Consider the following 25609-nt stretch of genomic DNA (forward strand, 5'->3'; position numbering starts at 1 on the left):
CGCCGACGGGCCGCCCGGATCGCCGCAGTAGGTCAGACCGCCGGTGCCTCGGCCGCCGTCGGTGCCTGCTCCTCGCGCCGAGCGAACTGCGTCCGGTACAGCTCGGCGTACCGCCCGTCCGCCGCCAGCAACTCCTCGTGCGTGCCCCGTTCCGCGATCCGCCCGGACTCCACGACCAGGATCTGGTCGGCGGCCCGGACGGTGGACAGGCGATGGGCGATCACCACGGCGGTGCGGCCCTCCAGGGCCTCGGTGAGCGCTTCCTGGACGGCCGCCTCGGAGGTGTTGTCCAGGTGGGCGGTGGCCTCGTCGAGGATGACCACGCGCTGGCGGGCCAGCAGCAGCCGGGCGATGGTCATGCGCTGGCGTTCGCCGCCGGAGAGCCGGTAGCCACGCTCGCCGACGACCGTGTCGAGGCCGTCGGGCAGGGACCGTACGACATCGGCGAGGCGGGCCCGGCCGAGGGCGTGCCACAGCTCGTCCTCGGTGGCGTCCGGGCGGGCCAGCAGCAGGTTGGCGCGGACGGTGTCGTGGAAGAGGTGGCCGTCCTGGGTGACCATGCCGAGGGTGGCCCGCAGGGACGCGGCGGTCAGGTCACGGACATCCGCCCCGCCGATGCGGACGGCGCCCGCGTCGACGTCGTACAGGCGTGGCAGGAGCTGCGCGATGGTCGACTTCCCGGCGCCGGAGGAGCCGACGAGGGCGACGGTCTGCCCGGGTTCGGCGCGGAAGGAGATGCCGTGCAGGACCTCGGAGCCGCCGCGGGTGTCGAGGGCGGCGACCTCCTCCAGGGAGGCGAGGGAGACCTGGTCGGCGGCGGGGTAGGAGAAGCGGACGTCGTCGAACTCGACGGCGACCGGGCCCACGGGAACCTCGCGGGCGTCCGGCTTCTCCTCGATGAGCGGCTTCAGGTCCAGCACCTCGAAGACCCGCTCGAAGCTGACGAGGGCGCTCATCACCTCGACCCGGGCCCCGGCCAGCGCGGTCAACGGGGCGTAGAGGCGGGTCAGCAGCAGGGCGAGGGCGACGACCGCGCCCGCCTCCAGGGTGCCGTGCAGCGCGAACCAGCCGCCGAGGCCGTAGACGAGGGCCAGTGCGAGGGCGGAGACCAGGGTGAGGGAGGTGATGAAGACCGACTGGGCCGTCGCCGTGCGGACGCCGACGTCCCGCACCTGGGCGGCTCGCGCCGCGAACTCCGCCGACTCCTCCTCCGGGCGGCCGAACAACTTGACCAGGGTGGCGCCGGGGGCGGAGAAGCGCTCGGTCATACGGGTGCCCATGGCCGCGTTCAGCGCCGCCGCCTCGCGCTGCATCCGGGCCATCCGGCTGCCCATGCGGCGGGCGGGCAGCACGAACACCGGCAGCAGAACGAGCGCGAGCAGGGTGATCTGCCAGGACAGGGTGAGCATCACCGCGAGGGTGAGCAGCAGGGTGACCAGGTTGCTGACGACGCCGGAGAGGGTGTTGGCGAAGGCCCGCTGGGCGCCGATCACGTCGTTGTTGAGACGACTGACCAGCGCTCCCGTACGCGTACGTGTGAAGAACGCGACGGGCATGCGCTGCACATGATCGAACACAGCCGTTCTGAGATCGAGGATGAGTCCCTCCCCGAGCGTCGACGACAGGCGCCGGCCGAGGATGCCGAGCCCCGCCTCCGCGAGGGCCACGAGCGCGATGAGCAGGGACAGCCGGACCACCGTGCCGGAGTCGTGCCCCGCCACGATCGCGTCGACGACGCGGCCGGCGAGCACGGGGGTGGCCACGGCGAGCAGTGCGGTCACCACCCCGAGCAGTACGAACCGGACGATGCCGGCGCGGTGTGGGCGGGCGAAGGCGGCGATGCGGCGCAGTGTGGCGCGGGCGAAGGGACGGCGCTCCGACTGCGCGTTCATCACGCTGTGCAGCTGCGTCCATGCGGTGGTCTCCATGCTCATGGGAAAGAACGTAGAACCTCAGGCTTCGTTGAGGTCAAGGTCCGCGCTTTTTCCTCGCCACCGGCGTACCCCCGACCGAAGGCCCCGATGACCGCAGCCTGTAAGCCGCCGTCCCCGATCCCGCCACTCACCGTTGGGGAGCCGGGGAGAACCTCTGGGGATGTGACAGCCGTCCCGCTCCCTCCACTGCCCCGGGGACGACTCCCTCGTCGCGTCCCCCTCCGCCAGGTGCTGTGCCTGGTCCCGCTCGTGCTCGTCACCGTGGCCGCCGTACGGCACCGCTCGGTGCTCGCCGAGGGCTTCGGCCAGCTGCGCACCGCCTCCTGGCCATGGCTGCTCGCGGCGGCCGGCGCGACCTGCCTGAGCTGGGTGGCCGCCGCGTTCACCCGGCAGGGCGCGGTGGTGCAGGCACTGCCCAAGGGGAGGCTGCTGGCAACCCAGTTCGCGGCCGGCGCGGCCAACCATCTACTGCCGACCGGGCTCGGCGCGGGCGCCGTGAACCTGCGCTTCATGACCGTGTGCGGGGTGCCGCTCGCCCGCTCCTCGGCCGCGCTCGCCCTGTACCTGCTGGCCGAGTGCGTGGGCCGGCTCGGTCTGCTGGCCGCGCTGCTGCTCGCCTTCCCGGACGCGCTCCGGCTCGGCACCCTGCTGCCCGACGGCTCGGCGCTCCCGCTGCTGCTGGGCGCGGCCGGCCTGCCGGCCGCGGCGGCGGCCGCCCTGGCGCTCGTACGGCCGCTGCGCACCCGGGTGTGCGCGTTCGCGCGGGAGGTTCTGGGCGAGGCGCGGTCGGTGCACACCCGGCCGGCCCGCGCCCTGGCCCTGTGGGGCGGCTCGCTGGCCTTCCCGGCTCTCCAGGCGGCCGGTCTGGCCGCCGTCGGCCAGGCGCTGCGGCTGCCGGTGCCGCCGGGGCACATGGCGCTGGCGTATCTCGCGGCGACGGCCGCGGTCGCCCTGGTGCCCACGCCGGGCGGGCTCGGTTCCGTCGAGGCGGCGCTGATCGTGGCGCTGGTCGCGATGGGCGGCCCGGCCGCGATGGCCACGGCGGTGGTGCTGGCCTACCGGGTCATCACCGTATGGGTGCCACTGGTTCCGGGGGCGCTGACCCTGGGGGCGCTGGTGCGGCTGAAGGTCATCTGAGGCACAGTGGCCCTCCGAGCCACCCCCTGGGAAGGAGCGCCCACCGTGCCGGTCCGCGTGGAACGCAAGGAGTACGTCACCACGGTCGTCCTCTCCCGGCCGGCGGCCCGCAACGCGGTGGACGGTCCGACGGCCGCCGAACTCGCCGCCGCCTTCCGGGCGTTCGAGGAGGACGACGGTGCCCGCGTGGCGGTGCTGTGGGGCGAGGGCGGCACCTTCTGCGCGGGCGCGGACCTGAAGGCGATCGGCACCGAGCGCGGCAACCGGGTGGCCGAGGACGGCGACGGCCCGATGGGACCGACCCGGATGCGGCTGTCGAAGCCGGTGATCGCCGCGGTGGCCGGGCACGCGGTCGCGGGCGGCCTGGAACTCGCCCTGTGGTGCGACCTGCGGGTCGCGGAGGAGGACGCCGTGTTCGGGGTCTTCTGCCGCCGCTGGGGCGTGCCCCTGATCGACGGCGGCACGGTACGGCTGCCCCGCCTGATCGGTGCCGGCCGGGCCATGGACCTGATCCTCACCGGCCGGCCGGTGCCGGCCCGCGAGGCGTACGGGATGGGCCTCGCCAATCGGCTGGTGCCGACCGGGAGCGCCCGCGCGGAGGCCGAGGCGCTCGCGGCGGACATCGCCCGCTTCCCGCAGGCCTGCGTGCGCAGCGACCGCGCGTCGCTCCTCGACCAGGAGGGTCAGGACGAGACGACGGCCATGCGGACCGAACTCCACCACGGCGCCGGCGTGTTGGCGGAGGGCGTGGCGGGAGCGGCACGCTTCGCCGCGGGGGCCGGGCGGCACGGTACCGCCGCGGAGCAGTGAGCGCCGGGGACTGATCACCGGCTGCGCGGGCCGCGATCGGCCCGGGACGCGGCTGAGGTTCGCCCGTGGGCCGGGACCGGGCGGGCGGCTCGTGGCGACCCCGCCTGTCCGTCGCCCGCGGGACCAGGGCGCGGTCACACAGCCACAGGCGGTCACAGGCACCGGCACGTACGGGCAGAGGCGCCGGCACAGGCACACGCACAGACACAGTCGCCGGCACCAGCACCAGCACCAGCACCAGCACCAGCACGGGAACCGTACCGCACACGGTGCACGGGAGGCGGGCGTCCCGGGTGCGTGGCTCCTACCGGCTCGTCACCCGCGGATCCGCGGTCAGGTCGGGCCACTCGCCTGCCGCCAGCCACTCCAGCACCGCACCGCCCACCGACGTTCCGTCCCGGGTCGCCGCCCGGGCCCGCCGGCCCGGGACGCGGACTCCGCCGGCGGCGAAGACACCCGGCCGTGAGGTGTGTGGACGCGGGCCCAGGTCGAGGCCGCCCCGGCGGGCGAGTTCGTTCTCGGGGACGAAGTCGCCGGTGAAGACGATCGTGTCGCAGGGCAGCACGGCCGTACGGCCGTCACGGTGGCGGACGCGGACCCCGGACAGGCGCCCTCGGCCGAGGAGTTCGGCGACCGTGGTGCCGGTCAGCAGCGGGATGCGGTGGCGCAGACGGGCCGACTGGGCGCGGGCGCGGCTCGTGCGGGGGCGCGGATGTTCCGTGACCAGGGCGACGACCTCGGCACCGGCCGCGCGGACGGTGCCGGCCGCCGCGTACGACACGTCCTCGGCACCGACCACGACCGCGCGGCTGCCGATGTGCTGCCCGAAGAGGTGGACGGCCTGCTGGAGTTCGCCGGTGGTGTAGACGCCGGCGGGCCGGGTGCCGGGCACCAGCCGGGCCGGGCGCGGGCGCTCGCGGGCGCCGGTGGCCAGGACGACCGCCCGCGCCTCGATCGTCTCCGGTCCGCGGGGGCCGGTGGTACGCAGAACGATTCCCTCGGTCCCGGCCTCGCCCGCCGCCGGTCCGCGGGGGTCCGTGGTGTGCGGATGGAGCCCCTCGGTTCCCCAGTCCAGCACCGTCACCCCGGTCCGGATCACGGCTCCCGCCCGAGCGGCGGCCTCCGTCGACAGGCGGGCGTACCGGGGGCCGGTCAGCGGACGGGTCCAGGTGCCGAAGCCGCCGTGCACGCAGTGGCGCGGGACTCCCCCGGCCTGCGCCTCCCGCTCCAGCACCTCCACGCGCCCGGCACCGGCGGCGGCCAGCCGAGCGGCGGCGGCGAGCCCCGCGGGGCCGGCACCGACGACGAGCACGTCGACACGGCGCGCGGGCGCCATGGACCGCATGTCCTCGCCGGTCATGGCCGGCCCGTCCTCGCCGGTGACGGCCGGCACGCCCTCACTGGCCATGACCCGCCCCCTTCGCCGGGCCCCGCTCGAACAACTCCCGTACCGCGGCCCCGCAGTAGGCCCCCTGGCAGCGGCCGGCCCGCGCCCGGGTGCGGCGGCGCAGACCCTCCAGGGTCCGCGGCGGGACCGTACTGGCGAGGGCGTCGCGGATCTCCCCGCGGGAGACCCGCTCGCAGTGGCAGACGAGGGTGCCGTACTCCGGGTCGGTGGCGATGAGGCCGGGCTGTTCGCAGGGGCGCGGGAAGGCCGCGCCGAGGTTGGGCATGGTCACCGGCTCCAGCTCCCTCACCGGGCCGAGGTCGAGGCCGTTGGCGGCCAGCAGGCCGGTGACATGGGCGGCGATGGCCAGGGATGCGGTCAGGCCGGTGGAGCGGATGCCGCCGACGGTGACGTACGCCTGCTCGGGGTGGGCGGTGATGCGGTAGTCCTCGTGTCCGGTGGCCGCGCGCAGCCCGGCGTAGACGGCGGTGACCTCCTCGGCGAGCAGGGCGGGCAGGATACGGCGGCCCTTGTCCCGCAGCACGGCCAGGCCCTCGGCGGTGGAGTGCGTGGCCCGCTTGTCGTGCAGGTCCTCGGCGGTGGGACCCAGCAGGACGTTGCCGTGCACGGTGGGGGCGACGAGGACGCCCTTGCCGCGGGCGGTCGGCACGGGCAGGAGGATGTGCCGGACGAGCGGGCGGGCGAGTTTGTCGTAGACCAGGAGCTGGCCGCGGCGCGGGGTGACGGTGAAGTCCTCGTGGCCGAGCCGGCGGTCGAGGGTGTCGGCGTGCAGCCCGGCCGCGTTGACCAGGTGTCGCGTGTGCAGGGTGCCGCGGGTGGTGGTCAGGCGGTGGCCGGCGCCCTCGCGGGCGACCTGCCGCACAGCGGTGCCGAGGTGCAGATCGACTCCGGCGCGGACCGCCTGGGTGGCGTAGGCCAGGGTCGTCGTCCAGGGGCAGATGACGCTCTCGCCGGGGACGTGCAGAGCGCCGAGCGCGCCTGGCCCGAGGTGGGGTTCGCGGGCGTACAGCTCCGCGGCGCTCAGCAGGCGGGTGCCGGTGTACGCGTTGCGCGCGGCCTTCTCGGCCAGCCGGGGCAGGGCGGCCCGTTGCTCCTCGTCCCAGGCGACCAGCAGGGCCCCGACGCGTTCGACGGGGATGCCGGACTGGGCGGCGAAGGCGCTCAGGCGCTGGTAGCCGTCGCGGACGAGCCGGGCCTCCAGAGTGCCGGGGGTCGCGTCGAAACCGGTGTGCAGGATGGCGGTGTTGGCCTTGGAGGTGCCCTGGCCGACGTCGTCCTGGGCCTCCACCAGGGCGATGCGCGGACGGGGGTGGCGGGCGAGTTCCCGGGCGATGGCACAGCCGACGACACCGGCGCCGACGACCGTCACGTCGTACGGCGTCGCGGGCAGCGGTCCCTCCGCCGTGACGGTCACGCGTCGAGCAGGGCCGCGACGGCGGCGCGGAAGCCGGCGCGACGTTCGGCGGCCTGGCCGGCCGGGATGCGGGGTTCGTAGACGGCGGCTGGTTTCCGGTCGGGCAGGGCGTCCGCGACGCCGAGCGTGGGGTCCGCGCCGAGGCGGGCGAGGGCGGCGGCGCCGAGCGCGGTGGCGTCGGGCAGCGCGGACACCTCGACGGGGCGTTGCAGCAGGTCGGCCTGGGTCTGCATGAGCAGGGCCGAGCGGGTCAGGCCTCCGTCGACGCGGAGCAGGTCCAGGGGGGCGCCGAGGTCGGTGGCGGCGGCGTCGGCGAGTTCGGCGACCTGGGCGGCGATGCCCTCGCACAGGGCGCGCACCAGGTGTCCGGGAGTGGTGTCGAGGCCGAGCCCGGTGAGGGAGCCGCGCAGGTCGCCGCGCCACCAGGGGGCGGCGAGCCCGGCGAGGGCGGGGACGAAGGTGACACCGCCGCTGTCGGGTACGGCGCCGCCGACCGGGTCGAGGTCGGCGGCGGAGGAGATGACACCGAGGCCGGTGAGCCAGCGGACGGCGGAGGCGGCCGTGTAGACCTGGCCGTCCAGGCAGTAGCTGGTGGTTCCGGCGAGCCGCCAGGCCACGCAGCTGACCAGGCCGGAGGTGCCGCGCCGGGGGTGCTCGCCGGTGTGTGCGAGCAGGAACGCGCCGGTGCCGTAGGTGCACTTGGCGGCTCCGGGCCCGGTGACGCGCTGGGCGAGCAGGGCGGCCTGCTGGTCGACGATCAGGCCGGTGAGGGGGATCTCGCGGCCGAACGCCCGGGTGGTACCGACCGGTTGGGCCACGTCCGTCACCTCGGGGAGGCGTTCGCCGCTCAGGCCGTAGAGGTCGAGGGCGCGCGGGGACCAGTCGGCGTGGTCCAGGTCGAGGAGCTGCGTACGGCCCGCGGTGGCGGCGTCGGTGACGTAGGCGCCGGTGAGGCGGTGGACCAGCCAGGCGTCGGAGGTGGTGACGACGCCCTCGCGGGTGCGGTGGCGGCGGATCCAGGCCATCTTGGGCGCGGCGAAGTACGGGTCCAGGGGCAGGCCGGTCAGCTGTCGCAACTCCTCGCCGTGGTACGCGAGTTCGGAGCAGACGGTCTCTGCGCGCCGGTCCTGCCAGACGAGGGCGTCGGTCAGGGGGCGCCCGCCGGCCGGGTCCCAGGCGAGGACGGTCTCGCCCTGGTTGGCCAGGCCCAGCGCCACGACGTCCTCGCCGGCCTCGGCGAGCGCGCGCCGGCCGGCGTCGACCACCGAGTCGTACAGCTGGGCGGGGTCCACCTCGACCAGTCCGCCGGGCAGGTAGCGGGGGCGGACCTCGGCGAACCCGGCGCCGAGGACCCCGCGTTCCGGGCACACCACGAGGGCCTTGGTGCCGGAGGTGCCCTGGTCGACGGCGAGCACCGGCCCCGTCATCGCGCCCTCCCGCACTCCGGTCCCGAAGATCACCGCGTCAGCCTGCCGTCGGCCGGCGCCTCGCGTCAAGGGTCACCGGCTGACGGTCAACTGACCTGAGCGGATGGTTGAGTTGACAACAATGGTGAGGGGGGAACCCGCGCCTCTATAGTGACCGCCGACCACTGCGCAACACTTCGATCACCGCCCAGGGGAGGGCTGTTGCTACGTCACCCCGCCACCTCGCCCACGCGCCAGTGGCAGGGGGCCGACGGCTGATGGCCAGAGAAGCTCCCCGCCCCTCCTACGACCCCGCCGGCCCCGACAACGCCCTGCGCGGCGCGCTCCAGGATCTGCGCACCGGGCGCTGGATGGCCATGCGGACCCTGCTCGCGGACACCACGCAGTGGTGGCAGTGGACCCAGCGCACCCAGGTCCTGGCGGCGGCCGCGGCCGGCACCGACGTGGTGCGGGCCTGGCTCACGGAGGAACCGGGCAGTGTCCACGCGGTGGTGATGCACGCCCGGGTCGGCGTGGAGCGTGCGCTGCGCGCCCAGCGGGAACGGCACCGCCGCACCCATGAGTTGTGGATCGAGGCCTGGGACGCCGCCCAGTCCGCCGCCCGGGCCGCCCCGCAGGACCCCGTTCCCTGGGTGTGCCTGCTGGCGCTGGCCCAGCTGGACCCGGAACAGCGCTGGGAGGAGCACCGGGCCGCCGCGCCGGAGCCGATGCTGCCGCCGGCCCCCTGGGGGCTGCTGGCCGAGGCCGGCGAGCGAGACCCGTACAACCGCGAGGCACACCACCGGATGCTGCAGTTCCTGTACGCGCGCGGTGGCTCGGGCCGGCTCGCGGAGGCCGCCGGATACGCGCAGTGGGCCGCCGGGCAGGCGCCGCCCGGGTCCGCGCTGCACCTGCTGCCGCTGTACGTCCGCGTCGAGCGCTACCGCCGGGACAGCGGGCACGACGCGGCGCTGGACCTGCACTGGGTGGCGGAGGACGCGGCCCGTGAGGCGCGGCACGCCCTGCACTCCTGGTTCGAGCACACCCACCGCGCCGAACGCTCCCTGCTTGACCTCAACCACCTGGCCCACGCTTTGTGGGGCTCTCTCCGGTTCCCGGACGCGGCACGGGTGTTCGAGGCGATCGGCCCGTACTTCACGCCCCCTCCCTGGATGTACCGCACCCCCGACCGCGACCGTGCCGTCGAGGTCTTCGCGCAGGCCCGGGACCGCTGCCGGGCGGCCACGGACGGCACCACGGGGCACTGACCCCTCCCCCGTTTCTCGAAGTCCCCTGATTCCCGGAGGTTTCCGCATGTCCCGCACCCCCGATCCAGCTCCCTCCCCGGGCCTGCCGCGGCAGGACGAGGAGCAGCGCCTGCGCGAGCTCGGCTACCGGCCGGTGCTGGCCCGCCGCATGGGCGGCTTCGGCAACTTCGCGATCAGCTTCTCGGTGATCTCGATCCTGTCCGGCTGCATGACCCTGTACGGCTTCGGCCTGAACACCGGCGGTCCCGCCGTGATGCTGTGGGGCTGGGCGGGCGTCGGCCTGTTCGTGCTGTGCGTCGGCCTCGCCCTCGCCGAGGTCACCAGCGCCTATCCGACCTCCGGCGCCCTGTACTACATGGCCGACCGGCTCGGCGGCCGCCGCTGGGGCTGGTACACCGGCTGGCTCAACCTGCTCGGTCTGCTCGGCGCGATCGCCGGCATCGACTACGGCGCCGCCCTGTTCACCGGCGCCTTCGCCAACCTGCAGTGGGGCTTCGAGCCGACGCCCGGCAAGACCATGCTGATCTTCTGCGCCATCCTGCTGCTGCACGCGGTGCTGAACCTGTTCGGCGTCCGTCTGGTCAGCGTGCTCAACTCCGTCAGCGTGTGGTGGCACCTGGCGGGCGTCGCGCTCATCGTCGGCACGCTCGCGATCGTCCCCGACCACCACCAGTCGGCGTCCTTCGTGTTCACGAAGTTCGTCAACGAGACCGGCTGGTCGAACCCGCTGTACGTGGCAGCGATCGGCCTGCTGCTCGCGCAGTACACCTTCTCCGGCTACGACGCCTCCGCCCACCTGTCCGAGGAGACCTCGCAGGCCTCCGTCGCCGCGGCCCGCGGCATCGTCCGGTCCATCTGGGTCTCCTGGCTCGCGGGCTTCGTGCTCCTGGCCGGCCTGACCTTCGCCATCCAGGACTACGACGGCACACGCACCACCGGCACCGGGGTGCCGCCCGCGCAGATCCTCCTCGACGGCCTCGGCACCGACGGCGCCTGCGCCCTCCTCCTCGTCGTGATCATCGCCCAGCTGTTCTGCGGGAACGCCGAGGTCGCCGCGGCCAGCCGGATGGTGTTCGCCTTCAGCCGGGACGGGGCGCTGCCCGGCTCGCACCTGTGGCGCAAGGTGAGCGGCCGCACCCAGACCCCGGTGGCCGCCGTCTGGCTGGCGGTGGTCGTGGCGGGCGTCCTCGCCCTGCCGTCGCTGTACTCGGCGACGGCGTACAACGCGGTGACCGCCATCAACGTCATCGGCATCACCCCCGCCTACGCCATCCCCGTGCTGCTGCGGCTGCGCGCCGGCGACCGCTTCCAGCGGGGGCCCTGGCACCTGGGCCGGTGGAGCAGACCGATCGGCTGGATCGCGGTCGTGTGGGTGGCCTGTGTGACCGTGCTGTTCTGCCTGCCGCAGGGCTCACCGGTCACGGTCGACACGATGAACTACGCCTCGATCGCCCTCGCCGTCGTCCTGGTCCTCGCCAGCGTCTGGTGGTATGTCGCACGCCGGTCGTACGGCACGCCGGCCACCGCCGCGTACGGCAGCGACCGTGACCAGGCCGAACTCGCCGAGGGCATCGTCTAGTCGCACGTCGGTGGTGCCGGTCCGGGTGCGAACTGGTGTGCCGGATAGGGCAGGATGTGCGAGCGCGTGGGCCTCCGTGGCCGGCCGGCCCGCGCGATCGCACATCCCGGACATCGAGCAGGTGACAACGTGACGAGACTTCACAGCAGGCTCAGCGCAGCCGCTTTCCGTTCCGGAGGTGACCGGTGAACCGCGCGCTGACCCTGGACGACCTCGTTCTCGCCGGAATCGCCCTGGGGGCGGGCCTGCTGCTCGCCTTCATGTCACGCACGCTGCTGCGCTGGCTGGCGGGGCACGCCAAGCGGACCCGGTGGAGCGGCGACGACGTCATCGTGGACGCGCTGCGCTCGGTCGTCCCGTGGGCGGCCATCGCGGGCGGCGCGGCGGCGGCAGCGGCGGTGCTGCCGCTGACGCGAACCGTCCAGCACCACGTCGACCAGATCCTCCAGGTCTGGCTGATCTTCGTGGTGACCCTGTCCGCGGCCCGGGTGATCGCCGGCCTGGTCCGTTCGGTCACCCAGTCCCGCTCGGGCGTGGCGGGCTCGGCGACCATCTTCGTCAACATCACGCGCGTCCTGGTGCTGGCGATCGGCTTCCTGATCGTGCTCCAGACGCTCGGCATCTCCATAGCGCCCCTGCTGACCGCCCTGGGCGTCGGCGGTCTGGCCGTGGCCCTGGCCCTGCAGGACACCCTCGCCAACCTCTTCGCGGGCATCCACATCCTCGCCTCCAAGACCGTCCAGCCGGGTGACTACATCCGGCTCGGCAGCGGCGAGGAGGGCTACGTCGTCGACATCAACTGGCGCCAGACGACGGTCCGCCAGCTCTCCAACAACCTGGTGGTCATCCCCAACGGCCAGCTGGCCAAGGCCAACATGACCAACTACACGCGGCCGGAGCAGGAGTTGACCGTGCTGGTGCAGGTCGGCGTGAGCTACGACTCCGACCTGGAGCAGGTCGAGCGGGTGACCGCGGAGGTCGTCACGGAGGTCATGACCGACGTCACGGGCGCCGTCCCGGACCATGAGCCCGCCATCCGCTTCCACACCTTCGGCGACTCCCGCATCGGCTTCACGGTGATCCTCGGCGTCGGCGAGTTCAGCGACCAGTACCGGATCAAGCACGAGTTCATCAAGCGCCTGCACCGCCGCTACCGCGAGGAGGGCATCCGCATCCCGGCGCCCACCCGTACGGTGGCCCTGCAGCAGGGCACGGTGGTGATCCCGCAGCAGCGCAGCGGGGAGAACGTGACACCCGGTTCGTCCTCCCTGGCCGACTGAGGCCGGCGAGGCGATCCACTCCTCCGCCGCCGTCCGGGGCCGCCACGCGGCCTGCGATCAGCCGCCCCGGGGCCGCGTTCCCGGTGCGGTGGCCGAGATGCCCTGGCTCGGCGTGGCGGCCGGTGTCCGTGGCAGGAGCGCAGCCGCGACGAGGCCGCCCAGGCCGATCACTCCCAGCGTGATCATCGCCGCGGCGTAGGCGCCCTTGGTGAGTCCGGACACGAGGATGGTGCCCGCGATCGCCGTACCGAAGGACGAGCCGAGGTTGGACACGCTGCGGGACAGGCCGGAGATCTCGCCCTGGAGTTCCTCCGGGAAGCTCGACTGCACGATGTTCACCGACGGGGTCAGCATCACTCCGAGGCCCACCCCGACGAGGAGCAGCCCGGGAACGAAGGCCCAGGCTGTGGAGAAGCTGCCGACCAGGGCGACGAGCAGCGCCACGCCGACGACGGAGAGGACGAAGCCGGTCATGATCAGGGTCCGTTGGGGCCGGCGCCGCGTCAGCGCCTCGGCGGACAGCGACGTCATGAGCAACCCGAGCGTGGCCGCCGTGAAGACCACTCCGGTCTGGATCGCGTCGTAGCCCCGGACCACCTGGAGGTAGGCGGCCACCGTGAAGGACGTGCCCATGAGCAGCAGCCACTGGGCGTTCTGGGTGACGAGGCCGAGGTTGGAGGTGCGGTTGCGGAACAGGGCGAGCGACAGCAGCGGCTCCTGGCCGGCCCGTTCCTTGGCACGCGACGAGCGGAAGAACCAGCCGAGGACGAGGATGCCGAGGACGATCAGGGCGATCATCAGCCAGACGTTGTTGTCCGCGGCCAGGATGCCCATCACGATCAGGACCAGGCCCGCCGCGGACAGGACCGCTCCGGAGGTGTCGAAGGGGCGGCCCGGATCGGGGGGCAGGGGGTCCTCGATACGGCGGCTCAGCCAGACGATCACCGCGATGACCAGAGCCTGGAAAACGAAGGCCGCGCGCCAGCTGATGCCGGTGGTGATGAGCCCGCCGATGAGCGGTCCGGCTGCCGCCCCGACGCCGCCCAGCGCCATGATGATCCCGAACGCCCGGGCGCGCGAGGTCAGGTCCGGGTAGAGCAGCGTGGTGAGGATGTACACGGGCGGGATGAGCAGGGCGGTGCCGACTCCCTCGAGGATCGAGTTGCCCAGGATGAGGACACCGAGCCCCGGGGACACCGCGCTCAGCAGGGCGCCGACGGCGTAGACGACGAGACCGACGACGAAGCACCGCTTGCGGCCGTAGCGGTCGGTCAGTTTGCCTCCGGGGATCATCAGCGCGGCCATGACCAGCAGGAAGACGGTGATGGCCACTTGGACGCCCTGGACGCTGGTGTCCAGGTCCCTGCTGATGTCGTTGATCATCACGTTCATGTTGGAGCCGGCGAAGCTGCAGATGAACTGGGCGAGAGCCAGCGCGGCGAGGACCCGCCGCTGCCCCGGCCGCGCGGTCACCGGAACTGCTCCGTCAGCCACGGTCGGTGCCTCCGTCCGTCGTTTCGGGGGGCGCCGTGAAGCCATGGATCGCGGGGTGCCGGGTGCCGCCGGTCCGCGGTGCCGCCTGCGTCCGGCCCAGCTCCTCGTCGAGCGCCATGGCGGCGGTGACCAGGGAGAGATGGGTGAACGCCTGCGGGAAGTTGCCGAGTTGCTCGCCGGAGGGGCCGATCTCCTCGGCGAACAGGCCGACGTGGTTGGCGTAGGTGAGCATCTTGTCGAAGGCGTGCCGGGCCTGGTAGAGGCGGCCGGAGCGGGCGAGCGCCTCGACGTAGAGGAAGCTGCACAGGTTGAACGTGCCCTCGGAGCCGCGCAGTCCGTCGGGCGAGGCGGTGGGGTCGTAGCGGTAGACGAGGCTGTCGCTGACCAGTTCCGCGTCCATGGCGTCGAGGGTGCTGATCCAGTCCGGGTCGTTCGGGGAGAGGAAACCGACCCGGGGCATGAGCAGCAGCGAGGCGTCCAGGACGTCGGTGTCGAAGTGCTGCACGAACGCCTTCCGCTTGTCGTGCCAGCCGTGCTCGATGATCTGCTCGAAGACGGCGTCCCGGACGGCCGTCCAGCGCGTGAGGTCGGCCGGGCGGGAGAACAGGGTGGCCGCGCGGACGCCCCGGTCGAACGCCACCCAGGTCATCAGCCGGCTGTAGGTGAAGTTCTGCCGGCCTCCCCGGGTCTCCCAGATACCCTCGTCGGGCTGGTCCCAGTGGTCGGCCAGCCAGTCCAGCACGCCGCTCAGCGCCTTCCAGCCCCGGACCGCGCCGACGTCCCTGCCGACCACCAGGGCGTCGGAGGCCTCGCCGTAGATGTCGAGCTGGAGCTGGTCTGCGGCCGCGTTGCCCGCGCGCACCGGCCGTGATCCGAGGTAGCCCTCCAGATGGCCGAGGACCTCCTCGGTCAGGTGGGGGTCGCCGTCGACCCGGTACATGATCTGCAGGGGGTCGCCGGAGGTGGTGGCACCGGCCTCGACACGGTCGCGCAGCCAGCGGCGGAAGGCATGCGCCTCCTCCGCGAAGCCGAGATCGGTCAGGGCCCGGACGGACAGGGACGCGTCCCGGATCCAGGTGTAGCGGTAGTCCCAGTTGCGCTCGCCGCCGACCTGCTCGGGCAGGCCCATGGTGGCCGCGGCGACGGGTGCCCCGCTCGGTGCGTAGGTGAGCAGTTTGAGGGTGATCGCCGAGCGGTTGACCACGTCCTGCCAGCGGCCACGGTAGGTGCAGGAACCCAGCCATGAGAGCCAGAAGTGCCGGCACTCCTCCACGTCCTCGGCGACGGTCTGCAGGGACGGCGCCGGCGGGGCCGCGGCTCCCTCCGCCGTGCTGGTCAGGACGACGGCGGCGGCCTGACCGGCGGAGAGGGTGAAGCGGGCGGTGACGTCGTCGCCGTCGGCCCGCAACGGGACCCCGGTGGTGGACTGGACGTGCAGTTCGGTGCCCGGACCGTGCAGGACGGCCGCGTGCGCGTCGGTGAGGCCGAGCCTGTGCGGGGCGCGCCCGTAGTCGAAGCGCGGCCGGCAGGTGAAGACGAAGGGCAGGCTGCCCCGCACGACCCGGGCGACCCTGGTCATACGGTGCCGGTCGGTGGGCGTCGGGGCGTCGATGGGTGCCATGAAGTCGGCGACCTCACCGACGCCGCCGGGCCCCATGAACCGGGTGACCAGGATCGCCGTGTCGGGCAGGTACAGCTGCCGGACCGACATTCCGTCCCCGTCCGGGGGTTCGGCCGCCAGCCGGCAGTGCCCGCCTCGCTCACTGTCCAGGAGCGAGGCGAAGACACTGGGCGAGTCGAAGCGGGGAGCGCACCACCAGTCGACGGTCCCGCCGGACGACACCAGGGCCGCCGTCTGGAGGTCGCCCACCATCCCGTGTTCGGCGATGGGTGGATACCGGTCCATTCTCGATCCTTCCACCGGGTCCTACGGGCCCATCACCGAGTCGTCCGGCTTGACCACGCAGAGGGCCCAGATGATGAAGCCCGACACCGCGATCATCACGACCGACCAGACCGGGTAGTACGGCAGGGAGAGGAAATTGGCGATGATGACCAGTCCCGCTATGGCGACTCCGGCGACGCGTGCCCACATCGCCGGGGCGAACAGGCCGAAGCTGACGGCCACGGCGATCACGCCCAGGACCAGGTGGATCCAGCCCCAGCTGGTCAGGTCGAACTTGAAGACGTAGTTGGGGGTGTTGACGAAGACGTCGTCCTGGGCGATCGCCATGATGCCCCGGAAGAGGCTGAGCAGTCCGGCGATCATGAGCATGACGCCCGCGAAGCCCGTCAGGCCACCGGCCCACTGCTCCTTGGCGGTGCGGGTGTGACCGCGTGCGTGAGGTGTCGTGGTCATGTGGTGATCTCGTTTCGTTCTCGTGGGCGCGGCTCAGCGCCCGGAGGTGGTGGGAACGGAGTCGGAGCCCCGTGCCGGTCCGGCGTTGCCGAGGACCAGTTCCTTGGCCTTGCGGAACTCCTCGTCGGTGATGTCACCGCGGGAGCGCATGTCGGAGAGCTTCGCCAGTTCGTCCGCGCTGCTGACCGCACCGCCCTGCGCGGTCTGCCGGACGTAGGAGTCGAAGGCCTCCTGCTGGCCGCGTGCCTGCGCTATCTCCCGCTTGCCCATGCCCTTGCCGCGGGCGATCAGGTAGACGAAGACGCCCAGGAAGGGCAGCACGATGACGAAGACCGTCCAGCCGGCCTTGCCCCAGCCGCCCATGTCGTCGTCGCGGAAGATGTCGGCGATGATCCGGAACAGCAGGACGAACCACATGATCCACAGGAAGAACACCAGCATGGACCAGAAGACGCTCAGCAGCGGATAGTCGTACGCGAGATAGGTCTGCGCGCTCATGTCACTCCTCCGTCAACGGGCCGGCTCGTCGAGTGCGTCAAGCCGGTCTCGGCTGCTCTCAGCGTGCACACGGCAGGGCGGGGACGTCCTCACCCGAGGCGGGTGATCGTGCGGCCCAGCGGGGTCACTCCGCGGGACCGGGTGCGCCCGGCTGCGTGCCGGTCGCGTCGGGCCGGGTGCCAGGTCCGCCCGGCTGCGTGCCGGTCGCGTCCGGCCGGGTGCCAGGTCCGCCCGGCTGCGTGCCGGCCACGTCCGGCCGGCTGCCAGGTCCGCCCGGCGTGCCGGTTGCGCCCGGAGTGCCGGTCGCACCAGGCCGGGTGCCGGATTCGTCCGGCTGCGTGTCGTTCCTGCGGAGCGCGGCCCGCCACGCGATCGCTACCACCAGCTCGACCAGGCCCAGCAGCACCAGCCACAGACCGAGCAGCCGGGTCAGCGCCCGCGCCGACTCCGTGGGCAGCGCCAGCACCACGATTCCCGCGACGATGCCGAGCAGCGCGGCGCCCAGGACGACACCGCGGTGCGGCAGGTCCCTGGCGGCGATCGCCGTGTGCAGCGTGAGGATGCCGGACGCCAGCCAGGCGAGCCCGACGATCAGTGACAGCGCGGAGATCGTCTGCAGCGGGTTGCGCAGGCAGAGCACGCCGGCCAGGACGTACAGCACCGCGATCAGCAGTCCGGGAAGCCGTTCCCCGTGGCTCTCGCGCGCGAACACCGTCACGAACCGCAGCGCGCCGGTGAGCAGCAGGTAGAGGCCGATGAGGACCGCGAGGACATGCAGAGTCTCGTCCGGCCAGACGAGGATCAGCACGCCTGGTACGAGCGTCGCGATCGCCGACGCCAGGATCCAGGTCCACGAGCGGGCGATCCCCGTCATGGAGGCCCCGGGGCCGGTCGCCGCCTCGCCGGGCGGATACGGCAGTCCGCTCCACGGCTCCTGTCCACGCGACTCGGTCATGGCTCCTCCTCGCGTGTTCGAAACGCTGTCCGCGGACCACCACCGGCGCGGCGGCGCGGCCCCTCAGACGGAGAGCATCGCCAGGGAGCGGGTGCGGCGGATCACCCACCACGGGTGATCCCGCCGCCCGCCCGCAGGGGTGGGGTGGATCCACCGGCGGCCGGCCCGGTGCTCCTGGCCCCGGCACCGCGGGAGCCGGTTCGGGGAGCGAACGGCGGGCCCCAGGACCAGGAGGGTGGATCATGGCCGCACCGGGTGCCTTGGGCGAGGCCGCGCGCTCGGGCCGGATCGTGGCGGCCGATCTGTGAGCCGTGGTCACTCCGGCAGTTGCCGCATCTCCACGACCCGCAGACCCAGCGACTGGCAGCGGATCAACAGCCCGTACAGGTGCGCCTCGTCGACCACCGGCCCGAACAGGACCGTCTGCCCGGACATCATCACGTGATCCAGCTCCGGAAAAGCCTCGGTCAGGGTTTCCGACATGTGTCCATCGACGCGGATCTCGTAACGCATGGGCCGTTCTCCCGCCGCGGGCCGGCTGCGGTCTCAGTGGATAGCCTGCTCCGCGCCGGGGCACCGGTCCTCACCCGGCGCAGGTGATCCGGGGCCGGCGGCTCAGTGCGTCAGGGCGATCTTGAACGTGATGATCACCAGGCCGAGCAGCAGATTGACCGAGGCGGTGCCCGCCACCAGGCGCCAGGACGCCCCGGTCCGCCGTGCGCCGACCGCCGACCAGCCGACCTGCCCGGCCACGGCGACCGCCACCGCCAGCCAGCCGGCACCCTTGACGCCCAGGCCCAGCAGCGGGCTCACGGCGACGGCGAGGGCCGGCGGGACGGCCGCCTCGACGATCGGCCACTCCTCACGGCACACCCGCAGGACGGTCGGACGGTCCAGAGAGCGTTGCGCGAGACGGGCCCCGAACAACTGGGCGTGCACGTGCCCGACCCAGAAGACGAGGCCGGTGAGCACCAGCAGCAGCACCAGTTGCAGGCGGGGAAACGCGCCCGGGCCGCCGGCGCCGATCACCACCGACGCGGCGAGCATCGATCCGTAGACCGCGCCCGTGTAGTCGGCGTGCGAGCGGCGCTCGGCTCGGGGTGCCCGCGCCGCGGTCCGGTGGGTCGAGGACATCGCCGTACCCCTTCGCGCTCAGTCCGTGGCGCCGGTCAGGCCCGCCGGTGCGCCGCCCTTCACCGGCGGGGGACGGCGGGGCGGGGCGGTCGGCAGGTGGGAGGTGACGAGGAAACTCGCGAGAGTGATCGCGCCGGTGGCGAGGATCGCCGCCTTCAGGCCGGCGAGCTGTGCCGAGGCGTACGAGTCCGTGAGAGCGTCGATCTCGGACGACGGCAGCCCGGCGCGCTGGGCTGCCGACCGCACCTGGTCGGTGGGCACGAAGTTGATCCCGGCTTCCAGCGCGACGCCGGTCTGCTGCCGGGCCTGGTCCGACACTCGCGGGTTGCTCTCCACCTCGGCGGTGAACGCGTGCGCCAGCGCGCCGATGAGTATCGACCCGATGAGTGCGGTGCCCAGCGCCGAGCCGAGGTTCTGCGCGGTGAACTGCAGACCGCCCACCTCACCGCGTTCCCGCTCACCCACGCTGGACTGGACGACGTTGCCCAACTGGGAGGCGAGCAGCCCCATTCCGATGCCGAGCACGGCCATGGCGCCGGCGAACTGCGCGTCGTCGATGACCGGGTCGATGGTGGCGAGCAGCCACACGATGGCCGCTGCCAGCGTCAGCAGGGCCAGCCGGACGATCCGGCGCGGCCCGAGGGTCCGGCCGAGCCTGGCGGCGGCGAGGGAGGTGACGAGCATGGTGAGGGACACCGGAAGCAGCCGCAGTCCGGTCTGGAAGGCATCGAATCCCTGTACCACCTGCAGGTACAGCGGGACGGTGAAGAACAGGCCGAGCAGGATGAGGTTCTGGCTCAGCAGGGTCAGCAGACCGCATCGCAGCGGCGGTACGCCGAACAGGGCCAGGTGCACCAAGGGGTCGGCGCCCGCGGCCTCACGTCTGCGGTCCAGGCGCACGAAGAGGGCCAGCACGGCCACCCCGGCGCCGACGACGAACAGGGTGGGTGCGAAGCCGAAGACGGTGAAGGGGGGGTTGCGCGGCTGCACCCAGCCCCAGGTGCTGCTCTGCAGCACCCCGAGCACACCCAGCCCCAGTCCGGCCGCCGAGAGGACCGCGCCGACCACGTCCAGCCGGGGCGGCGGTCCGGTCCGCGCGGACGCCCTGATCACCCGGTGGCAGCACAGGACGACCACGACGACCACGACCTCGCCGGCGAAGACGAGCCGCCAGGTCAGATACGTCGTCACCCAGCCGCCCAGCAACGGGCCGACGGCGATGCCGGCACCGGCCAGTCCCCCGATCACACCGTAGGCGACCGCCCGGTCCCTGCCCCGGTAGGACTCGGCGACCAGGGCCGCCATGGCCGGCAGCACCATCGCGGCGCCGATTCCCTCGATGACGGACCAGCCCAGGGCGAGAACCCACAGGGTGGGCGCCAGCGCGGTCAGCGCCGATCCGGTGCCGTACACGACCAGGCCGAGCAGGAACAGACGACGACGGCCGTGGATGTCGCCGAGCCTGCTTCCGATGATCATGAACGCGGCCATGACCAGCGCGTACAGGGTGATGACGCTCTGGATGGCGGTGACATCGGTGTGGAAGTCCTCGACCAGCCGGCTGATGGAGACGTTCATGACGGACGTGTCCAGGACCATCAGGAACTGGGCCATCCCTAGCACCATCAGAGCCCGCCAATGTGCCACCGTGTCCACCTCGCCGAGTGCTCCGGGCGACCGCTCGGTCCCGCAGTGGCGGCCCGGGCGTGTCCGGTCGCCGTCCTCATCGCAGCAGAGGTGGCCGGTGCGCGCCTCACCCCCCACGGGCGAACAGCCGGGCCGGCGCTCAGACCTGTCCGCTGCTCCTGGCCCGGCGCACGGCCTCGCCGCGCCCGCTCACCCCCAGTTTCCGGTAGACGCTCTTGAGGTGGGTCTTCACCGTGTTGACCGAGACGCACAGGTCGGCGGCGATCTCCTCCGTCGACATCATCTGGGCCAGGCTGCGCACGACCTCCCGCTCGCGTCCGCTCAGCTCCTCGACGACCAGGGACGAGCCCTCCGCGGACGCGCCCGGACCGCCGTTCGGCGTGGCGCCGCACGGCGTCAGCCAGCCCTCGGCCAGGTCCTGCAGGGGCGGTGCGCACAGGAGGCGCCGGAGACCCGGTCCGGCTTCGAGGAAGGGCCGCCGCAGCCGCTCCCGCCGGGCCTCCAGCAGGGCCCGGGCGAGCAGTTTGCAGGCGGTGCCGGCATCTCCCGTCTCCTGGGCGGCCCCGGCGCGCACCAGCATGGCCCGGACGCTCACCCCGGGGCCGGTGCGGCCCCCCGTGTGCGTGTGGTCGAGCAGGTCGATGGCCGTCTCGCGGTCCCCGGCGGCCAACCGGGCCCAGGCGATGTCCGCCGCGTAGGTGGATCCCGTGTCGCAGGGGACGTCGTCGAGCACCTTGACGGCGCTGTCCGGGCGGCCCTCGGTCAGATGGGCCGCGGATGCGGCCAGCCCCGTCAGGGCCGCCGCCCAGGGGGAGACCGCCAGGGCCGGTACGGCCGGATCGGCCGCCGCCGCTGCGGCCCGTGGTTCGCCCCGCGCCAGCAGCAGCCGTGCCGTCGCGAGCGACCGGCCGGCGGCCGTCACCGGATCCGGCGGGGTGCCCGAGCCGGCCGCGTCGTCCAGGAGGGACTGTGCCTGCCGGAGTTCGCCGCGATCCACGGCCACGGCCGCCAGCACCAGCTGCCCGAGCCCGGAGCCGGAGGGGCTGGTGCGGCACAGGCCGAACTTCTCCGCTTCGCTCAGGGCCGCCAGCGCCTTGCGCTCCGCCCGGCTGAGCCAGCCGTTCAGGTAGTCGATCAGTGCCAGCTGTCCGAGGGAGTCCTCTCGTGGCATGGCCGTCGAGGCGCCGCTCGGGCATCCGGCGACCTCGGACAGGGCCGCGCGCGCGTCCTCGAAGCGGCCGGCCCACAGCCGGGCCGAGCCCAGGTGGGTCAGCAGCAGGGCGGTGAGTTCGGGGTGTTTCTCCAGCAGCTGTGCGGGGACCTCGCCCCGCAGTTCCCCGGCCGTCGCCACGGCCTGCTCGGCCATGCCGGGGGAACCGGTCAGCCGGGCCGCCAGGGACTCCAGCAGCACACAGCTCAACCGGCCCACGGCGTCGGGAGCCCGCGAGGCCAGGCGGTCCTCGGCCTGACGCAGATGGACCAGGCCGTGGTCCACGTCCCGCTCGGACAGGTCGCGCGCGGCGCGCACCAGGTGCGCCGCCACGCTCGTGGCCTCGGGCCCCATCCGGGAGAACAGCTCGGCGAGGTCGCCCGCGCGCAGGCCGGTGAAGAACTGGCCGATCGCCAGGTCGTCGACGAGAGCCTGGGCGGTGAAGTCCCAGTCGTCCGCGGCGGCGCCGTGCGCCAGCGCCTCGGGCAGGGAGCCCGAGTCGCGCAGCCACCGCGCGGCCCGCCGGTGGAGTTCGGTTTCCAGGCCGGGTGAGCGGACCCGCAGATGGGCCCGGAGGATCTCGGCGAACAGGGGATGCAGGCGGTACGCGTGCCCGACGGCCTCCACGAAGGCGTTCTGGCTGTGCAGGTCGGCGAGGATGGGCTCGACATCGCCGCGGCCGGTCAGTTCGGCCACCAGTCCGGGACCGAAGCACTCCACGACGCTGACGCGCAGCAGGAGGTCCTGCGCACGGGCCGGCTGCCGTTTCAGCACCTCGGCGAGGAGAAAGTCGGCGATGGTGCTCCGGCCCGCCTCGAAATCCCTCAGGTACGTCTCGGGGTCCGGGCTCTGCTGGGCGGCTAGGGCGCACAGGCGCAGCCCGGCAGCCCACCCGCGGGTGCGCTCCACCAGGGCGCGGGTGGCTTCCGGGGAGAGCCTGAGCCCGTGCCGTTCCAGGAGCGCACCGGCCTCGTCGGCGGTGAAGGCCAGCTCGGCGTCCCGGATCTCGGTCATGGCCCCGGCCGCACGGTAGCGGTGCAGCGGCAGCAGTGGCTCGGTGCGGGTGACGAGGATCAGGCGCAGCCCCTGCCCGGCGTGGTGCAGGACGAATTCCAGCTGTTCCGCGATCCGCGCGGAGGTCACCCGGTCGAACTCGTCGAGGACGAGGAGGGCGGCCTCTTCACGCCGGCTCAGGGCGTCGGCGAGACGGGCCAGCAGTTTGCGGTCCACGCGGCTCGCGTCCCCGGGGCAGCCGATCTCGGCCGGGACCGGTACGTCGGCGGCGCGCAGGGCCTGGAGCACATGGGCCCAGAACACTCCGCAGCCCTGGTCCCCGGCCCCGTTGGTGAACCAGGCGACGGGTCGGCCCAGCCGGGCGGCCCAGTCGGCGACGAGCAGGGTCTTGCCCGCGCCGGCCGAGCCGTTGACCATCGTCAGCGGTGTCTCGACGGCTTGGTCGAGATGTTCGTCGAGCCGCGGGCGGCGCAGGAAGGTGGCCGGCCTGGCCGGCAGGGCGAACCGTGTCCGCAGAAACGGCTCTCCCAGAGGATCGACGTCCGCGACGGCCGGTCCCCGCCTGTTCTCGTGCCTGGCAGCCAAGGGGATCACCACCCCTGTCCTTCGGGCCGTGGAGGGGGCTCCACACGATCAGCATCCCAGTCTTCCCGCTCCGCCGCACAAGGACGGCCGGCCCACCCGCGGGTCCCCGCGCCGCGCGCGGCCGCCGGCTCCGGCGGGTGCCGCGGTCAGTGGTCGGCGTCCCGGGCCCGGCCCGGCTCCCTGCGTGCCGCGCCGAGCTGGACGCGGCCACCGGCCGCCAGCAGGGCGAGCAGCGCCAGGACGCCGAGCAGCACGAGGACGAGCAGCAGCACCGTGAGGACCGTCGGATGGTTCCAGAGCGCGAAGACGAGCGCGATGATCAGCAGGGCGGCCAGGCTGAGCCGGCGGCGGTAGGCCAGGGTCCACGCGCCGACGCGCCCGGTGGTGACGTGATGCCCGGCCGCCCACCGGGCGGCGGAGTCCGCGGTGTGGTCGGACGCGCCGCGGACGGCCACGGGCAGTCGTCCCGGACCGACGAGGTAGGCGCCGAGCGCGACGACGACGCACAGGACGATCGCCGTCCGCAGGCTGACCCGCAGGAAGCGCAGCAGGGTGTCGAAGACGGCCCCGGCCGCGGCCTTGGACTGCACCTGGGCCGGCAGGTGGTCGAGGTAGTAGCGGCGGGCCACGACCAGGGCGATGGCCACGACCAGGCAGGCGAGGGCGGCGCCCAGCACGGTGCGCACCAGGGCCCGGCGCCGCCGGTGGGCCAGGAGCACCCCGGCGGCGCCGAGAACGACGACCAGGACCGGGAACCAGTTCCCCACGACGTCGAGCAGGTGCGCGCCCTTGCGGAACTTGGCGAGCTGGTCGGAGTGGAACAGCACCAGCTGCTTGTTCACCTGCGGGATCTTGTCGGCGGGTTTCAGGCCCGCGTCGACCAGCTCCTGCTTGACCCGGTCGACGGCCGTACCCAGGTCCAGGGTCACCGTGCCGTCGCTGACCCCGACCGCCCCGCGTCCCTCGCCGGTCAGGGCGTGCACGACGGCGTTGTGAGCCGCGCGGTTGGCGCCGCGCCACACGGTCGCGAACGCGTCGCTCTCGACGACACGGGTGGCCGCCTTGGTCACGGCCTGGTTCGCGGCGGAGTCGAGCTGCGGTCCCAGCCCCCTGATGGCGTCGGCGGCGCGGGGCGGCAGGCCCTGCTTCTGCAGCCACGAGGCGATGTCGGCTGCGGCCTGCGGGCCGTTCACGCGCGCACCCACGGCCTCGCTGATCCGGTGGACCGCGGCGTCCTGGACGGCCGGGTCGTCGGCCAGCGGCGCGACCGTGGCCACGTACCGGTCGGTGTCGAGCGCGATGTCGTGCACCCACGTGGCCAGGAGCGCGACCGGAACGAGGATGCAGGTCAGCACGAGGAGCACGGCCGAGGCGGTGCTGCGCGCGACGCGGCCCGCGGCATGGTCCGTGCGAGGCGCGGCCTGGTCCGGGGCGTGGGGATCCGGCGCGGTCGGTTCGGGCGGTTCGGTCACGGGGGCCCTCCCGGCGCGGTGGATGCCTGAGAACACCCATTCCGTCAGCCGTGGTGGCGTTCCGCGCGCTGGGGGAGGCCGGACGGGCGACGCCGGGCACTCCCCCGCGTGAAGCGTCACTGGTCCGGCGACTCGCGGTCACGCAGGGGAGGCGGGCTGCCCAGGCGGTGCGCCAGGAAGGGCTCCTGCGCCAGGACGGCACCCACGCTGAGGCTGACGGAGGCCGCGACACAGACGACGATCAGCCAGGACAGCAGCACGAACACGGAACCGACGGAACCGAATTCCGCGAGTGCGCGGTTGAGGGCCCGCGGCATGTACAGGCGCGCGGTCACCGACAGCGTGGTGAGGACGGTCGCCGCGAACAGGGCGCCCGGCAGCAGGGGTTTCCAGCCGATCGTGGCGCCGAGCAGCAGATGCTGCGTCCACCACCACAGGCCCACCTGGCTCACGAACGTGAGGGGAACGCCCAGCCAGGCGCCCACTCCGAAGCCCTCGCGCAGAGGGCCCTGGAGGACCATGGCCGTGAGCCACAACGCGAGCCACGCCAGCCATCGCCAGGGGGCGATCCGGGTTCCCGCTCTCGGGACCTCCCAAGCGCGTCTGCACAGGCGTTGCACCGCCCGGCTGACGGCGGTGGCCGACAGCAGGACCATCAGACCGCCCACCACGCCGGTCGCCTGTTGCAGGTCCTGCGGCGCCGGCTGGAACACCTTGTCCAGCTCGGTGCTCGTCGCGCCCGTCAGCCCGAACACCGCCTTCACGGAGCCGATCAGCTGGTCGCGCACAGCCGGCGGGGCGTACGCCGCGACGACGAAGAGCAGCGGGACCGCGGTCACGAAGCACTGCGCGGCGATGCGCGTGGCGGAGTCGAAGATGTTCACGGACACCATGCGGTCCGCGAGATGAGTGACCACCGGGAACCGGGCCTCCGCCCGCCGGTGGACCGATTTCACCCAGGCCATCAGCCTCTGGGTGCGCCCTCCCACTGCCATCACCGGCCCG

18 protein-coding genes and 2 pseudogenes are annotated in these 25609 nt (G+C 73.3%); 5 read left to right on the plus strand and 15 right to left on the minus strand.

Going from position 1 to position 25609, the window contains the following annotated elements; genetic code table 11:
• Positions 1-32: 32 nt before the first annotated feature.
• Positions 33-1928 carry an ABC transporter ATP-binding protein gene (locus AC07C1_RS34460; protein WP_478945671.1) on the minus strand — a complete coding sequence of 632 codons (1896 nt, stop codon included), beginning with the start codon at positions 1926-1928 and terminating at the stop codon, positions 33-35.
• 168 nt (positions 1929-2096) lie between these two features.
• On the opposite strand from AC07C1_RS34460, the gene AC07C1_RS34465 reads away from it, so the two are divergent.
• Positions 2097-3071 carry a lysylphosphatidylglycerol synthase transmembrane domain-containing protein gene (locus tag AC07C1_RS34465; protein WP_478945570.1) on the plus strand — a complete coding sequence of 325 codons (975 nt, stop codon included), beginning with the start codon at positions 2097-2099 and terminating at the stop codon, positions 3069-3071.
• A 45-nt stretch (positions 3072-3116) separates the two neighbouring features.
• The gene (locus tag AC07C1_RS34470) at positions 3117-3881 is read left to right on the plus strand and encodes a crotonase/enoyl-CoA hydratase family protein (protein WP_478945572.1); all 765 of its coding nucleotides are present in this window, start codon (positions 3117-3119) and stop codon (positions 3879-3881) included.
• A gap of 340 nt (positions 3882-4221) precedes the next feature.
• Here the strand turns inward: AC07C1_RS34470 and AC07C1_RS34475 are convergent.
• From AC07C1_RS34475 to AC07C1_RS34485, 3 genes and pseudogenes are all read right to left on the minus strand, one after another.
• Positions 4222-5217, minus strand: a pseudogene (locus AC07C1_RS34475) (NAD(P)/FAD-dependent oxidoreductase); the annotation flags it as partial.
• A gap of 61 nt (positions 5218-5278) precedes the next feature.
• On the minus strand, positions 5279-6703 hold the full coding sequence (locus AC07C1_RS34480) for an FAD-dependent oxidoreductase (protein ID WP_478945574.1): 1425 nt from the start codon (positions 6701-6703) through the stop codon (positions 5279-5281).
• Positions 6700-8130: an FGGY family carbohydrate kinase gene (locus AC07C1_RS34485; protein ID WP_478945672.1), complete on the minus strand. Its 1431-nt coding sequence runs from the start codon at positions 8128-8130 to the stop codon at positions 6700-6702. Before AC07C1_RS34485 ends, AC07C1_RS34480 begins: the two co-directional genes overlap by 4 nt.
• A 257-nt stretch (positions 8131-8387) precedes the next feature.
• On the opposite strand from AC07C1_RS34485, the gene AC07C1_RS34490 reads away from it, so the two are divergent.
• The 3 genes from AC07C1_RS34490 (at position 8388) to AC07C1_RS34500 (ending at position 12236) form a co-directional block, all read left to right on the plus strand.
• The gene (locus tag AC07C1_RS34490) at positions 8388-9377 is read left to right on the plus strand and encodes a hypothetical protein (RefSeq protein ID WP_478945576.1); all 990 of its coding nucleotides are present in this window, start codon (positions 8388-8390) and stop codon (positions 9375-9377) included.
• Between the two features lie 46 nt (positions 9378-9423).
• Positions 9424-10956: an amino acid permease gene (locus AC07C1_RS34495; RefSeq protein WP_478945578.1), complete on the plus strand. Its 1533-nt coding sequence runs from the start codon at positions 9424-9426 to the stop codon at positions 10954-10956.
• A 185-nt stretch (positions 10957-11141) separates the two neighbouring features.
• Positions 11142-12236, plus strand: coding sequence for a mechanosensitive ion channel family protein (locus tag AC07C1_RS34500; RefSeq protein WP_478945580.1), 1095 nt, complete (start codon positions 11142-11144; stop codon positions 12234-12236).
• 57 nt (positions 12237-12293) lie between these two features.
• Here AC07C1_RS34500 and AC07C1_RS34505 read toward each other — a convergent pair whose 3' ends face one another.
• From AC07C1_RS34505 to AC07C1_RS34555, 11 genes and pseudogenes are all read right to left on the minus strand, one after another.
• Positions 12294-13730: an MFS transporter gene (locus AC07C1_RS34505; protein ID WP_478945582.1), complete on the minus strand. Its 1437-nt coding sequence runs from the start codon at positions 13728-13730 to the stop codon at positions 12294-12296.
• Positions 13723-15636 (minus strand): glycoside hydrolase family 15 protein, encoded by a 1914-nt coding sequence (locus tag AC07C1_RS34510; RefSeq protein ID WP_478945583.1) that lies wholly within the window; start codon positions 15634-15636, stop codon positions 13723-13725. The genes AC07C1_RS34505 and AC07C1_RS34510 overlap by 8 nt, the downstream gene beginning before the upstream one ends.
• Positions 15637-15657: 21 nt before the next feature.
• A complete protein-coding gene (locus tag AC07C1_RS34515; protein WP_478945585.1) occupies positions 15658-16089 on the minus strand; it encodes a DUF7144 family membrane protein in 432 nt (143 codons plus the stop codon).
• Positions 16090-16122: 33 nt separating this feature from the next.
• Positions 16123-16587, minus strand: a complete 465-nt coding sequence (locus AC07C1_RS34520) for an SHOCT domain-containing protein (RefSeq protein ID WP_478945586.1) — start codon at positions 16585-16587, stop codon at positions 16123-16125.
• A 343-nt stretch (positions 16588-16930) separates the two neighbouring features.
• A pseudogene (locus AC07C1_RS34525) lies at positions 16931-17542 on the minus strand (HdeD family acid-resistance protein); the annotation flags it as partial.
• 315 nt (positions 17543-17857) lie between these two features.
• Positions 17858-18055: a hypothetical protein gene (locus AC07C1_RS34530; protein ID WP_478945588.1), complete on the minus strand. Its 198-nt coding sequence runs from the start codon at positions 18053-18055 to the stop codon at positions 17858-17860.
• Positions 18056-18157: 102 nt separating this feature from the next.
• Complete coding sequence (locus AC07C1_RS34535) at positions 18158-18676, minus strand: hypothetical protein (RefSeq protein ID WP_478945590.1); 519 nt, start codon at positions 18674-18676, stop codon at positions 18158-18160.
• Positions 18677-18694: 18 nt separating this feature from the next.
• Positions 18695-20323 carry an MFS transporter gene (locus tag AC07C1_RS34540; protein ID WP_478945592.1) on the minus strand — a complete coding sequence of 543 codons (1629 nt, stop codon included), beginning with the start codon at positions 20321-20323 and terminating at the stop codon, positions 18695-18697.
• Positions 20324-20462: 139 nt separating this feature from the next.
• A complete protein-coding gene (locus tag AC07C1_RS34545; RefSeq protein WP_478945594.1) occupies positions 20463-23132 on the minus strand; it encodes a winged helix-turn-helix domain-containing protein in 2670 nt (889 codons plus the stop codon).
• A 146-nt stretch (positions 23133-23278) separates the two neighbouring features.
• A complete protein-coding gene (locus tag AC07C1_RS34550) occupies positions 23279-24604 on the minus strand; it encodes a hypothetical protein (RefSeq protein WP_478945596.1) in 1326 nt (441 codons plus the stop codon).
• Positions 24605-24720: 116 nt separating this feature from the next.
• Positions 24721-25569 (minus strand): YhjD/YihY/BrkB family envelope integrity protein, encoded by an 849-nt coding sequence (locus AC07C1_RS34555; protein WP_478945598.1) that lies wholly within the window; start codon positions 25567-25569, stop codon positions 24721-24723.
• Positions 25570-25609: the final 40 nt, after the last annotated feature.

It is taken from the genome of Streptomyces sp. NPDC045022, assembly GCF_056432605.1.